General features: G+C 73.7%; 8 protein-coding genes and 1 tRNA gene. 5 read left to right on the top strand and 4 right to left on the bottom strand.

Annotation, left to right across the window (positions count from 1 at the left end; all coding sequences use genetic code 11):
• Positions 1–186: 186 nt before the first annotated feature.
• A tRNA-Arg gene (locus ACFCY1_RS23860) sits at positions 187–259 on the bottom strand.
• A 240-nt stretch (positions 260–499) separates the two neighbouring features.
• Here ACFCY1_RS23860 and ACFCY1_RS23855 point away from each other — a divergent pair.
• Positions 500–2,038: a glycosyltransferase family 39 protein gene (locus tag ACFCY1_RS23855; RefSeq protein ID WP_375875995.1), complete on the top strand. Its 1,539-nt coding sequence runs from the start codon at positions 500–502 to the stop codon at positions 2,036–2,038.
• A 121-nt stretch (positions 2,039–2,159) separates the two neighbouring features.
• On the opposite strand, the gene ACFCY1_RS23850 is transcribed toward ACFCY1_RS23855, so the two are convergent.
• The gene (locus tag ACFCY1_RS23850) at positions 2,160–4,631 is read right to left on the bottom strand and encodes a hypothetical protein (RefSeq protein WP_375875994.1); all 2,472 of its coding nucleotides are present in this window, start codon (positions 4,629–4,631) and stop codon (positions 2,160–2,162) included.
• Between the two features lie 298 nt (positions 4,632–4,929).
• Here ACFCY1_RS23850 and ACFCY1_RS23845 point away from each other — a divergent pair, with 298 nt between their 5' ends.
• The 3 genes from ACFCY1_RS23845 (at position 4,930) to ACFCY1_RS23835 (ending at position 7,370) form a co-directional block, all read left to right on the top strand.
• On the top strand, positions 4,930–5,670 hold the full coding sequence (locus tag ACFCY1_RS23845; RefSeq protein WP_049656970.1) for a GPP34 family phosphoprotein: 741 nt from the start codon (positions 4,930–4,932) through the stop codon (positions 5,668–5,670).
• Positions 5,671–6,294: 624 nt separating this feature from the next.
• Positions 6,295–7,158, top strand: a complete 864-nt coding sequence (locus ACFCY1_RS23840) for a helix-turn-helix transcriptional regulator (RefSeq protein ID WP_049656226.1) — start codon at positions 6,295–6,297, stop codon at positions 7,156–7,158.
• The gene (locus ACFCY1_RS23835; protein WP_049656225.1) at positions 7,155–7,370 is read left to right on the top strand and encodes a DUF397 domain-containing protein; all 216 of its coding nucleotides are present in this window, start codon (positions 7,155–7,157) and stop codon (positions 7,368–7,370) included. The genes ACFCY1_RS23840 and ACFCY1_RS23835 overlap by 4 nt, the downstream gene beginning before the upstream one ends.
• 170 nt (positions 7,371–7,540) lie before the next feature.
• Here the strand turns inward: ACFCY1_RS23835 and ACFCY1_RS23830 are convergent, their stop codons facing one another.
• Together ACFCY1_RS23830 and ACFCY1_RS23825 are read right to left on the bottom strand one after the other, a co-directional pair.
• Entirely contained in the window at positions 7,541–8,656 is a 1,116-nt protein-coding gene (locus ACFCY1_RS23830) for an ADP-ribosylglycohydrolase family protein (protein ID WP_049656224.1), read from the bottom strand.
• A gap of 200 nt (positions 8,657–8,856) precedes the next feature.
• On the bottom strand, positions 8,857–11,445 hold the full coding sequence (locus tag ACFCY1_RS23825; RefSeq protein ID WP_375875992.1) for a bifunctional FO biosynthesis protein CofGH: 2,589 nt from the start codon (positions 11,443–11,445) through the stop codon (positions 8,857–8,859).
• A gap of 182 nt (positions 11,446–11,627) precedes the next feature.
• On the opposite strand from ACFCY1_RS23825, the gene ACFCY1_RS23820 reads away from it, so the two are divergent.
• The gene (locus ACFCY1_RS23820) at positions 11,628–12,887 is read left to right on the top strand and encodes an outer membrane lipoprotein carrier protein LolA (RefSeq protein ID WP_375875991.1); all 1,260 of its coding nucleotides are present in this window, start codon (positions 11,628–11,630) and stop codon (positions 12,885–12,887) included.
• The last annotated feature ends 1 nt before the right edge of the window (position 12,888 follow it).

Below are 12,888 nucleotides of genomic sequence, written 5' to 3'. Positions count from 1 at the left end.
TTCGGACCCGGCGGAATATCCGGCCACCTCCCGGCATCGGCCGGTGAACGGCACGGAGAACGGACGGGACGACCGCACCGGACCGTGCGGCGAACCGGCGGAACCGACCCGGCCGGGCCGGCCCGGAAAGCGGCACAGGCCCCCCGCCCGACATGGGCGGAGGGCCTGTGACCTGCGTGTTCGTTGTGCCCCAGGCAGGATTCGAACCTGCGACACCGGCTTTAGGAGAGCCGTGCTCTATCCCCTGAGCTACTGAGGCGGGGCCCGCGTGCTGCCGGGCCGTTCACAGCGTACCGGATCGGGGCTGGGGCTCGGGGTGCGTCCTGTGGATCTTGTCGGATCGGGTCGCGGCGGCGCGGACCGGGCGGGATCCGCGGGAGGCGCCGCACGGCGGCGGAGGGGGTGCGGGTGGCCGACGGCGCGTCAGGGCGGGTCAAGTAGCCTGCCGGGCAGGGCGGGATCCGCCCCGGCGCGTCGCGTGAAGGAGACGAAGGACTCGATGAGACCTGCTGTGCGCCCGGTGGGCCGGCTGTTGGGGCAGGTGTGGGTGTGGCCCGCGCTGGTCATGCTGGCGGTGGGCGGGTACCGGCTGGGAACGCCGGACCTGTGGCGGGACGAGATGGCGACCTGGACGGTCTCCACCCGCTCGCTGGGCGACCTGCTGCGACTGCTCCAGCACGTGGACGCCAGCAACGGCGCGTACTACCTGCTGATGCACGGCTGGACGGCGGTGTTCGGCGACTCGACGCTCTCCCTGCGAATACCCTCCGTGCTGGCGATGGCCGGGGCGGCGGCGCTGGTGGCGCTCACCGCCCGGCGGCTGTTCGGCAGCAAGGTGGCGGCGGTCGGCGCCGGGCTGCTGCTCGCGGTGCCCCCGGAGATCTCCCGGTACGCCCAGGAGGCGCGCTCCTACGCGCTGGTGACCTGCGCGATCGCGGCGGCCTCGTACTTCCTGCTGCGGGCCCTGGAGCGGCCGACCTGGCGGCGCTGGGCGCCGTACTGCGTGGCCATGGCGCTGGCCGGCGCCGGGCACCTCGTCTCCTTCAGCACCGTCGCCGGGCAGCTGGGGCTCCTGGCGCTGCACCTGTGGCGCACCCGTCCGGCGGCGGACCGGCGGCTGCTGTGGCAGTACCCGCTGGCGGTCGCCGTGGCGGCGCTGCCGGTGCTGCCGGTGGTGCTCCTGGGCAGCCGGCAGTCGGACCGGCAGCTGGGCTGGATACCGACCCCCTCCCTGCGCGGCCTCGCCTACTTCGGCGAGCGCCTCTTCGGCTCGGACCTCGTCTTCTACGCCTTCGTCCCGCTGGCGCTGCTGGCACTGGCACTGCCCGGCCGGCGGATCCAGGCCTGGCAGGCGCTCCTGCTCGCGGAGCTGCCGGTGGTGGGCGTCTGGCTGGTGTCCCGGCTGACCGACACCTCGTACTTCCTCGGGCGGTACCTGCTGTTCACGGTGCCCGCCTGGGCGGTGCTGGCCGGCGGCGGCGCCGGGGCGGTGTACGGCGCGGTGGCGGCCCTGGCCCGACGGCGCGGCCGGGCGCCCCGGGGGGCCGTCGCGGTGGCCGGGCTGCTGACGGTCGGGCTGCTCGCGGCGCCGGCCGTGGTCGCGCTGCCGAAGCAGCCCGAGATCCGGTACGCGGACTCGCACAACGGCTCGGAGGAGCCGTTCAAGGCGGCGGCCCGGGAGATAGCGGCCGGCTACCGCACCGGGGACGGGATGGCGGCCCCGCTGGGCGACCAGTCCTGGGCGATGGCCTGGCCGGGCGTCAGCTACTACCTGCCCCGGGACGTCGTCCCCTTCCCGGTCTTCGTCGCGCAGAGCGCCGACGACGCCGAGGACCTCTCCCCGACGCCCTGCCCGCAGCCGGCGGACTGCCTGGGCGGGGTGACCCGGATATGGCTGCTGGTCCTCGGCGACACCGAGGACCCGCTGGGCGCGATGCCGACCGACCAGGCGCAGGTGCTCCGCACCCAGTACGGCGCCCCGGACCGGGTGACGCCGCTCGGCGGCCTCACGCTCGCACTGCTCGACCGGGACGTGTAGGGGGCGAAGAAGAGAAGGGAGAAGGGGAGCCGGTGCGGACCGGCTCCCCTTCTCCCTTTCCCCGTTCGGCGCCTCAGCACCTCAATGCCTCAGCGCCTCAACGCCTCGGCCGCTCGGCGCCTCACAGCGTGCGCAGCAGCCGGGACTGGATGGACGGCGGGTTCAGGTCGGACTGGAGGGCCACCGGGACCTCCGCCTTGTCCTCGCCCGCGCCCACCCGCAGCGTGCCGACCTCCGTGCCGGCCAGCGCGCGGTGGCCGATCTTCGAGGTGTCCAGGGTGACCGTGCCGGAGATGCCGGGGAAGCCCGCCACCACCAGGTCCTTGGTCGCGACGACCGCGACCTTGCCGCCGATCCCGTCGTCCACCGAGCCGACGACGTCGCCCTTCTTCACCACGGTCTGGCCGGTCACGCCGTTCTGCGCGGCCTGGATCTGCTTGCCGCTGACCTTCAGCACGGTCGGCAGGATGCCGTCGCCCGGGTTGGGCGAGGTGGCCTGCTGGCCCAGCGTGACGCCGAGGATCAGCCGCTGCACGCCGCCGATCTCCTTGTAGGCGGCCCACATCAGGCAGCCGCCGGCCGGGGTGCTGGAACCGGTCTTGACGCCGATGACGCCGGTCTTCGGGTTGATCAGGTTGTTGGTGTTGGAGATCTTCACGTTGTTGAAGTTGGTCTCCGGGGTGGAGACGATCTGCCGGAAGATCTCGTCCTGCATGACCTGCTCGGCCAGCTTCAGCTGGTCCTTGGCGGTGGACTTGGTGTCCGCGCTGAAACCCGCCGGGTCGGCGTAGATGGTGTTGGTCATGCCGAACTTGGTCGCGGTGTCGTTCATCAGCTTGACGAACGCGTCCTCGGAGCCGGAGTGGAAGCGGGCGAGCAGCCGGGCCACGTTGTTGGCCGAGGGCAGCATCAGCAGTTCCAGCGCCTGGTACTCGGTGATGACCTGGCCCTCGGTGAGGGTCACCCGGGACTCGTCGACGTTGCCGGACTCCTGCGCGGCCTGCTTGTCGACGGTGATCTTCGGACCGCTCTCCCCCTTCTTCAGGGGGAACTTCTGGAGGATCAGGTAGGCGTTCATCACCTTGGTGACGCTGGCGATCGAGGACGGCGTCTCCTGGCCCGAGCTGCCGAGGCTGCCGACGCCGACCACCTCGGCGGCGGACTGGCCCTTGGCCGGCCAGGCGAGGTCGAGCACGTCGCCGGAGAAGCTGTAGCTGCCCGCGGCGGTCATCTTCAGCTTGGGGTCCGGCAGCGGGCGCAGCAGCTGGGCCACCGCGAGCGCGCCGAGCACCACGGCGAGGAAGACCGTCCAGATGGTCACCCGCTTGAGGGCGCGCCGCAGCGGCGAGACCGGGCGGGCGTTGAGGGAGGCCAGGACCTCCATCGCCTCGGCGGTGTTCTCCGGCGACGGCAGCGGCTCCGGGGCGGGCAGCGGCTCGGGCTTGGGCAGCGGCGGGACCGGCGGCACCGGCCGCGGGTCGGGCTCCGGCAGCGGCTTCGGCGCCGGTACGGGGGCGGGCTCGGGGGTCGGCTTCGGCAGCGGCGCCGGACCGGGGGTCGGCTCGGGCTCGGGAAGCGGCTTGGGCTCGGGCTTGGGCTCGGGCTTCGGCTCCGGCACGGTGCCGGTCCCGGGGACGGCGGCGGCCGCGGAGGCGCGCAGCGGCGCGGGCTTCTCCAACTTCTCGGCCTGCCCCGGCCGCTGACCCGACTGACCGGGCTGGCCGGGCTGAGCGGGCTTGGTCAGTGCGAGGGTCACGGAGCCGATGGCGGGAGCGGCCTCGTCGTCGCCGGTGTCGCCGGTCTCCTCCGGGGCCTCCTCGGCCTTCCCTGCCTTCTCGCTCTTCTCCGCCTTCTCCGTCTTCGCGGCCTTCGCAGCCTTCTCGACCGGCTCCGCCGTGACGGCTTCGTCGGCCTTGTCGGCCGCTTCGTCGGCCGGCTCGTCGAGCTTCTCCGCCGCCTTCTCCACCGGTGCGGCGGCAGGCTCGGAGCCGCCCTCGGAACCGGTCTCCCCCGACGGCTCGGCCGTCTTCTCCCCGGCCTTCCCCGCCACCGCGGCACCTGTCCGCATGGCGAGACGCGGGTCGGCGGCGACCGGACGCCCGGCGGGCTCCGTCACCTCCGCGGTCTCCGACGAGGACTCCTTCTCCTCGCCCCCACCTTCGGAACTCCCCTTGCCGGCGGCCTTCACCAGCTCCTCGGGCAGCCGCAGCGCGGTGGTCCGGTTGTCCACCGGCAGTCGCAGCATCGTCGTCCGGCTGTCCACATCCCGGACGCGGAGCTGCACGGTCGAGCCGCCCTTGGGCGCCGTCGCCGGGGCGTCGTCGGACGCCTCCGGGGCGGCCTCGGCGGAGGTCTCCGCGGGGCTGTCCGAGGCGGTGCCGGAGTCGGCGGCCGAGGAGGCGTCGGAGGTGGCCTCGGCGGAGGTCTCCGCGGTCGCCCCGGTCTCAGCCGCGGCTGACGCCCGGTCGGCCGCCGCACCGGAGCCGCCCCCGGCCGGCCCGGCGGCGCCGGCCGCCGCACCGGTCCGTTCGGGTTCGCGGTCCCGCTGCCGCTCGTCGCCGTCCCTCAGCACCCTGTCGGGGGACTCGCCCACGTATCCCAGCCTCCTCAACGCCCGGCGGGGCACCGGCGAACCCGATTTCGGGAAGCCGACGCCCCGCCCCGTGTACCTGTACAGTCTCCGCCACCGGCGGCCGTTCCGGCCGCGCACACCCCGCCCGACCGGCGCTTATTGTCGTCGCCCGGCCGCGCCGCGGTCTGTTCACCGCTCAGACGCAGGGCCCGCCGCCGCCGGTTCCGCGCCTTCACCGCAAGGTCACGATTCGGAGGCGTACTCGACAAGCCCGTGTGAGAGGCGTCACCCTGTCTCTCATCCACGCGGGGAGGCTTGGATGGGCAAGAGCCGCAGAACTGTTCCCGAGGAACTCTTGCTGCTCGCTTTGGACCCGACCACGGGTACCACGGCGCAGCCGCAGACCCTCGACCTCGGACTTGCCGGGGCCCAGCTCGTCGAGCTGTCCCTGGCCGGACGGATCGTACCGGAGGGAGACCGGATCGCCGTCGTGCTCGCACGGCCGACCGGCGACCCGACCCTCGACCATGCACTGGAACTGCTGCGCCGACGCGGCAGTCCGGTCCGCGCGGCGCACTGGATCGGCGGGCCCCGGCTGGGGCTGCGGCAGACGTATCTGGCGCACCTGGAGCGCTGCGGCATGGTTACGGCCGTACCGGGCCAGGTGTGCGGCGTGCTGCCGACGACCCGGTACCAGGCGTCCGACGACTGCACCAACGCCGCGATCAAGCAGCGGCTGGACACCGCGATCCGCACCGGCGTCCCGCCGGATCCGCGGACGGCGGCGCTCGCGGCGCTGGCCCACTCGGTCGGTCTGGGCAAGCACCTGTACCCGGGCAACGAGGGCCGGTCCTCGCGGTCGCGGCTGCGCGACCTGATCCGGTACGACCCGCTGGGCGGGATGGTCGCGCACGCCGTGATGGACGTGCAGAACGGCCTACCGGCTCAGCAGAACCGTTCTTCCCAGGGTTCCGGGGCCGCTTCCGGCCGTCCTGGTGCCCGTACGGCGGGCCGGGGTTCGGGCGGGCGGGTCCCCGCCTCCCGGGTCGGCGTGCGCTGATCACAGCGGCGTGCACTGATCTCGGCGGAGCGCACTGACCGCGGCGGTCCGCGCGGCCCGGCGGGCAGCCATCACGGCGCCCGACACCACCGGCCGCACGCCCGCCGGCGCCGGTCGCGCGTCCGACGCCAACGACCGCGCACCCGGCGGCGCACGCCGCCCCGCTCGCACCGCCCGAGGGCGCCGAGCGACCCGACGCACGACCGGTACCACCGGCGCCAGGAGCACGACGCGCACCGGCCGCACCGGACGCAACACCGGCACCACCAGCACCGAGGGGCGGTCGCCCCGCGACGCGAGTCGCCCGGCGACCGCCCCTTCGCCGTCCCCGGACGCCCGGCAACCGCCCGCCCCCCGCACGCGCCGGGGCAGGTGCGGGCCGGTCCGGGGACGGCCTCCGCAGTACCTGTCCGAGTCGTCCGAGCCGCATTACCACCTGGGGGCTTTCGCTGTCTCGCGGAAGTGCTTTTCCGATGATCTGTTCTACCGCGCTGCTGTGATTCCCCGGCGCCGACCTGGCCCAAGGTGACATGCTGCTCCAAGTCAGGGGGGTTGGTCCCAATGTCCGAAGTGTTCCGAGGACTGCCGTTCCAACGAGCACCAGAGGTCCGGCCGGAGGTCGAAGTGTCCGCCAACGTCAATCCCACCGTGCGCCGTCGGCGCCTCGGTTCGGAGCTGCGCAAACTCCGTGAGGGCCTCGGCATGACGGCGGAGGAGGTCGCCGGCCGGCTGATGGTCTCCCAGTCGAAGATCAGCCGGTTGGAGAACGGCCGGCGCAGCATCAGCCAGCGCGACGTGCGCGACCTCTGCGACGTCTACAAGGTGCCCGACGACCAGTTGCGCGCCAGCCTGATGGAGATGGCCAAGGAGTCCCGCCAGCGCGGCTGGTGGCACGACTTCAACGACATGCCGACCCCGTACAGCGTCTACATCGGGCTGGAGGCCGAGGCCTCCTCGATCCGCGCGTACGAGTCCTCCTTCGTCCCCGGCCTGCTGCAGACCGAGCACTACGCCCAGGCCGTGGTCGAGGGCACCCAGCCGGACACCGACGCGGTCGCCGTGCAGCGCCGGGTACAGGTCCGGATGAAGCGCCAGGAGCGCGTCCACGGCGAGAACCAGCTGGGCAGCCTGTGGACCGTCATAGACGAGGCGGTGCTGCGCCGCGAGGTCGGCAGCAAGGCGGTGATGGCCCAGCAGCTGCGGCAGATGCTGGAACTCAGCCAGCGCCCGAACATCACCATCCAGGTGATCCCGTTCTCGCACGGCGCCCATCCCGGAATGACCGGGACATTCTCGCTGCTGGAGTTCCCCGAGTCAGCCGATTCCACAGTTGTCTACTTCGAAGGTGTGACGAGCGATCTCTACCTGGAGAAGGAGGCGGACGTGCGCCGCTATACCGGTCTGTACGACTACCTGAGAGCGGCCGCACTCGGTGTCTCGGAGAGCCGGTCGCTGATAGCCGACATCGAGAAGGAATTCCACGAATGATCACCCCGTCCGAGTACGGAACCCCTTGGCACAAGAGCAGTCACAGCGGGGGCCAAGGCGCCTGTGTGGAGATCGCCGTCCCCGGCGCGGGGGAGGTGGCCGTCCGGGACTCCAAGGACCCCCGGGGCCCCCAACTGCGCTTCTCGACCGAGGCGTGGAACACCTTCGCCTCGGCGGCGGCGGGCGGCGCCTTCGGCGAGCTCCCGGGCTGACCCCCTCCGGTTCCGCACTCGGACCAGTTGCCCGTAGCGGTGTCCGTCGCCCGTCGGCGGCCGGCGCTACGGGCAACTCCCGTTCCGGGGGCCGCCCCGGCCCGGCGCCGGTCCCGGGGGCCGGTCCCGAGGACCGGTCCCGGTGCAACTCCGGCACACAAGGCCCCGGTTCAGCCCGCCACCGGGTAGCGGGTGGTCCAGTTGGCGCCCTCCGGGGTCCGCCGGTCGTGCAGTTCGGTGCCGTGCACCAGCTCCATCACGAAGTCGTCGGCGAGTTCGAGGATCGCCCCGCGCCCTTCGAGCCCGGCCAGCAGGCCCGGCGGCAGCGCGGTGTCCCCGTGCAGCGCCCCGAGCAGGTTGCCGCAGATCGCGCCGGTGGAGTCGCTGTCCCCGGAGTGGTTGACGGCGAGCAGCAGGCCCGAGCGGACGTCGTGCGCGACGAGGGCGCAGTAGACCCCGATCGCCAGCGCCTCCTCGGCGACCCAGCCCTCCCCCAGCGCCTCGACCCGCTCGGCGGACGGCTCGCCGGCCCGCACCGCGTCCAGGGCGGCCCGCAGCGCCGCGGTGGTCTCCTCGTGCGCCGACCGCTCGGAGAGCAGGGCGAGCGCGAGGTGGACGCCCTCCTCCAGGGTGCCGCCGCGGGCGACGGACTGGACGATCACCGCGAGCGCGCCCGCCGCGAGGTAGCCGGTGGGGTGGCCGTGGGTGAGCACCGAGCACTCCACCGCGAGCTGGAACACCAGGCCCGGCTCCCAGGTGGTGAGCAGTCCGAAGGGCGCCGCCCGCACCACCGTGCCGCAGCCCTTGGAGTGCGGGTTCTTGGGGGCCTCCAGGGTGCCGAGCCGCTCGGCGTGGGCCCCGCTGAGGCCGGACAGGCAGCCCTGGCCGGGGGCGCGCTGGGCGTACAGCCACTCCTCGCGGCCGAGCCAGCCGAGGTCGGGGCGGCGCTCGTCCGGGCCCCAGTCGCGCTGGGTGGCGGCCCAGCGCAGGTAGGCCAGGTGCAGGTCGGTGGGCGGGTGCCAGCTGCCGGTGTCCCGTCGGATGTGGGCGCGTATCAGTCCGTCGACGGTGAAGAGGCTGAGCTGGGTGTCGTCGGTGACGGCGCCGGTGCGCCCGTACGCGGGGACGTAGCCGGTGACGCCCTGCGGGCCGTGCTGGGCCCGGATCTTCTCCAGCGACTCGAACTCGACGCCGGCTCCGAGCGCGTCGCCGATGGCACCGCCGAGCAGACAGCCCCGCACCCGGCTGCGGTAGTCCTGCTGCTGGGCGCGTGACCACAGTGGCATCACGACGGGGCGCCTTTCCTCGGGCGTGTGGGGGTCCGCGCGACGCTCGGCCGGGCGCGCGCCCTCGCACTGTATTCGAAGAGCCGGTCGGACCGGCCCCGTCCCCCGGACTTCGGCGCACCCGTCCCCGGGAGTTCACCGCCCCGTCCCGGCCGCCGCCCGTACGGCGGCCGGGACGGCGACCGGAACCGTCGCGGGCCTCAGTCCAGCACCGGCAGCAGCTCCGGCAGGTGCCCGTCCGAGGCCAGCGCCGCGGCCCGCCGTTCGGCCGGCACCTCGCCGTAGGTGGTGGTGCGCTGGCGGTGCGGGCGGCCCGCCGCCTCGGCGATCGCCTGGAGGTCGCGCACCGACTTGTAGCTCCCGTACGCCGAGCCGGCCATCCGCGAGATGGTCTCCTCCATCAGCGTGCCGCCGAGGTCGTTGGCGCCCGAGCGGAGCATCTCGGCCGCGCCCTCGGCGCCCAGCTTGACCCAGCTGGTCTGGATGTTGGGGATGTGCGGGTGCAGCAGCAGCCGGGCCATCGCGACCACCGCGCGGTTGTCCCGGGCGCTCGGGCCGGGCCGGGCGATGCCGGCCAGGTAGACCGGGGCGTTGGTGTGGATGAACGGCAGGGTCACGAACTCGGTGAAGCCGCCCGTCCGTTGCTGGATCCCGGCGAGCAGCCGCAGGTGGCCGAGCCAGTGCTCCGGGGTGTCCACGTGCCCGTACATCATCGTGGACGAGGAGCGGATGCCCAGCTCGTGCGCGGTGGTGACCACCTCGACCCAGGTGGCGGCCGGCAGCTTGCCCTTGGTGAGCACCCAGCGGACCTCGTCGTCGAGGATCTCGGCGGCGGTGCCCGGGATGGTGTCCAGGCCCGACTCCTTGGCGCGCTGCAGCCAGTCCCGGATCGACAGCCCGGTGCGGGTCGCGCCGTTGACCACCTCCATCGGCGAGAAGGCGTGCACGTGGATGCCGGGCACCCGCTCCTTCACCGCGCGGGCGATGTCGAAGTAGGCGGTGCCGGGCAGGTCCGGGTGGATGCCGCCCTGCATGCAGACCTCGGTGGCGCCCACCTCCCAGGCCTGCGCGGCCCGGTCGGCGACCTGCTCCAGGGAGAGGGTGTAGGCGTCCGCGTCGGTGCGCCGCTGGGCGAAGGCGCAGAAGCGGCAGCCGGTGTAGCAGACGTTGGTGAAGTTGATGTTCCTGGTGACGCAGTAGGTGACGTCGTCCCCGACGGCGTCCCGGCGGACGTCGTCGGCGATCCGGCAGAGCGCGTCCAGGGCCGGGCCGTCCGCGTGGAACAGGGCCAGCGCCTGGTCGTCGGTCAGCCGCGCCGGGTCGTCCGCGGCCACCGCCAGGGCCTCCCGGAGGTCCCCGGCGAGGCGCTCGGGTGCGCCCTTGGCGAGCACCTGCTCGCGCAGCACCTCCCAGTCGCCGTACACGTCCTCGAAGTCGGCCCGGCGGTCGCCGGTGCGGCCCTCGGTGTCGACGGCGGTGTGCAGGTCGGTGCGCCCGTACGACTCCGGCAGGTCCTCGGGCTCCTGCCAGGGCAGGCCGCGGACGACGGCGTCCGGGTTCGCCAGGCCGGTGGCCGGGTCGGCCAGGGCGCGCACGTGCGGCAGCACCCGCGGGTCCAGCCAGGGCTCGCCGCGCAGCACGTACTCGGGGTAGACGGCGAGGCGCTCGCGCAGCTCGAAGCCGGCCGCCGCCGAGCGCTCGGCGAGGCGCTCGATCTGCGGCCAGGGGCGCTCGGGGTTGACGTGGTCGGGGGTGAGCGGGGAGACCCCGCCCCAGTCGTCGACGCCGGCCGCGATCAGCCGCTCGTACTCGCCGTCCACCAGGTTCGGCGGGGCCTGGAGGCAGGCGGCCGGGCCCATCAGGTGCCGGGCGACGGCCACCGTGGCCACCAGCTCGTCCAGTTCGGCGTCCGGCATGCCGCGCATCGCGGTGTCCGGCTTGGCGCGGAAGTTCTGCAGGATCAGCTCCTGGACGCCGTGGTAGGCGCGGGAGACCCTGCGCAGCGCGAACAGCGACTCGGCGCGCTCCTGGTGCGTCTCGCCGATGCCGATCAGCAGGCCGCTGGTGAACGGGACGGAGCTGCGCCCGGCGTCCTCCAGCACCCGCAGCCGGACGGCGGGCTCCTTGTCCGGGGAGCCGAAGTGCGGGCCGCCGGGCTCGCTCCACAGCCGGGTGGCGGTGGTCTCCAGCATCATGCCCATCGAGGCGGAGACCGGCTTGAGCCGCTGGAAGTCCGTCCAGCCCAGCACCCCGGGGTTGAGGTGCGGCAGCAGGCCGGTCTCCTCCAGGATGCGGATCGACATGGCGCGCACGTAGGCGATGGTGTCGTCGTAGCCGTGCGCGTCCAGCCACTCGCGGGCCTCGGGCCAGCGGTCCTCGGGCTTGTCGCCGAGCGTGATCAGGGCTTCCTTGCAGCCGAGTTCGGCGCCGCGGCGGGCCACCTCCAGCACCTCGTCCGGGGACATGAACATCCCGTGCCCGTCCCGGCGCAGCTTCCCGGGGACGGTGGCGAAGGTGCAGTAGTGGCACTTGTCGCGGCAGAGCCGGGTGAGCGGGATGAAGACGCTCTTGGAGTAGGTGATGACGCCGGGGCGGCCGGCCGCTTCGAGTCCGGCGTCGCGGACCCTCGCGGCGCTCGCGCAGAGGTCCAGCAGGTCCTCGCCTCTGGCCTGCAACAGCACGGCGGCCTCGGTCACGTCGAGGGCGACGCCGTCCCGGGCGCGGCGCAGGGCGCGGCGCATCGCGTTCGCGGTCGGCGGGGTGCTGGAGTCCGTGGCGGTTCCGTCCATGGCGCGACCCTACGCCAGGGGTGGTACCGCGGGTGGATGCAACCCTGAGGCGGCATCAGGGTCGGCGTACCCACGAAGGTCAACCCGATCTGGCCCCACAGGGCGATGACGGCGGCGGCGCGGCGGCCTCTAATGGAAGGGCAAGGCCAACCACACGTGTTCGCGGAGGAGTTGAGGACGCCATGACCAATGAGAAGGCGGCGGGGGACGATCTGGACGCCGGTACGCCGTACCGCTCCCGACGGCGCGTACTGATGCGCGCCGGGGTGCCGGTGGCGGTGGTCGCCGCGATCGCCGCGGGGGTGGGACTGGTCCCGGCACTGGCCGCCGACAGCGCGCCCGACCTGCCGGCGGTGAGCGCGGAGCAGCTGGTCGCCAAGGTGCTCGGCTCCGAGACCCAGGCGCTGTCCGGGTCGGTCGCCATCTCGACCGACCTCGGCGTGCCCGGCCAGCTGCTGAGCGGCGCCGCCGGCCTCGGCGGGGCGGTCGGCGGGCACGGCGGTGACGGCGGGGGCTCCACCGCCGACCCGCAGTCCAAGCTGCTCGGCCTGCTCGGCGGGGACCAGACGCTGCGGATCGCGGTGGACGGCCCGGACCGCCAACGGGTGGACGTGCTGGAGAAGATGGCCGGCTACTCCATGGTCCGCAACGGCGACCAGGCCTGGGCCTGGGACAGCTCGTCCAACTCCGCGGTGCACATGACCGGTCGGGCCGCCGGCCGGGAGCACGCCAAGACGCCGCTGTCCGACCTGCCGACCACCCCGCAGGAGGCCGCCAAGCAGTTCCTGGCCGCGAGCGCCGGCACCACCTCGGTGACCGTCGCCGGGACGGCCAAGGTGGCCGGGCAGAACGCCTACCAGCTGAGCGTGAAGCCCACCCAGTCCGGTTCGACCCTCGCCGAGGTGCGGATCGCGGTGGCCGCCGACAACGGGGTGCCGCTGTCGGTGGCGGTGAAGTCCATCGACGGCAGCACCGTGCTGAACGTCCGCTTCACCCAGGTGTCCTTCGCCCGGCCGGACGCCAAGACCTTCGACTTCACCGCCCCCAAGGGCGCCAAGGTGACGGAGCAGAAGGCGCAGGACGCGGCCAAGGGCGCGCCGGGCGACGCCCGGGAGCACCTGGACGCCGGGGCGCCCGCGGGCCTCGACGTGATCGGCGAGGGCTGGACGACGGTCCTCGCCACCCGGCTGCCCGCCGCGGTGGACGGGGCCGCGGACGGCGCGCCGAAGGGCGACGCCAAGGGCGGCAAGCACGGCGGCCACGGGGCGGGGGCCGGTCAGTCGCTGAACCCGCAGTCGATGGTGAAGTCGCTCGGCAAGCCGGTCGCCGGCGGCACCCTGGTGAGCACCAAGGTGCTCAACGTCCTGCTCACCGACGACGGCCGGGTCCTGGCCGGCGCGGTGACCCTGCCGGTCCTCCAGCACGCCGCCGGGGTGAACTGAC

Origin of the sequence: Kitasatospora sp. NPDC056273 (genome assembly GCF_042268845.1) — a bacterium.
Lineage (GTDB): Bacteria > Actinomycetota > Actinomycetes > Streptomycetales > Streptomycetaceae > Kitasatospora.
The sequence above is the reverse complement of the archived record's forward strand: the minus strand, read 5'-3'. Positions and strand labels throughout refer to the sequence as shown.

Coding starts and splice junctions, on each gene's coding strand:
- ACFCY1_RS23855 (WP_375875995.1), top strand. CDS start 500: ATGAGACCTGCTGTGCGCCCGGTGGGCCGGCTGTTGGGGCAGGTGTGG.
- ACFCY1_RS23845 (WP_049656970.1), top strand. CDS start 4,930: ATGGGCAAGAGCCGCAGAACTGTTCCCGAGGAACTCTTGCTGCTCGCT.
- ACFCY1_RS23835 (WP_049656225.1), top strand. CDS start 7,155: ATGATCACCCCGTCCGAGTACGGAACCCCTTGGCACAAGAGCAGTCAC.
- ACFCY1_RS23830 (WP_049656224.1), bottom strand. CDS start 8,656: ATGCCACTGTGGTCACGCGCCCAGCAGCAGGACTACCGCAGCCGGGTG.
- ACFCY1_RS23825 (WP_375875992.1), bottom strand. CDS start 11,445: ATGGACGGAACCGCCACGGACTCCAGCACCCCGCCGACCGCGAACGCG.
- ACFCY1_RS23820 (WP_375875991.1), top strand. CDS start 11,628: ATGACCAATGAGAAGGCGGCGGGGGACGATCTGGACGCCGGTACGCCG.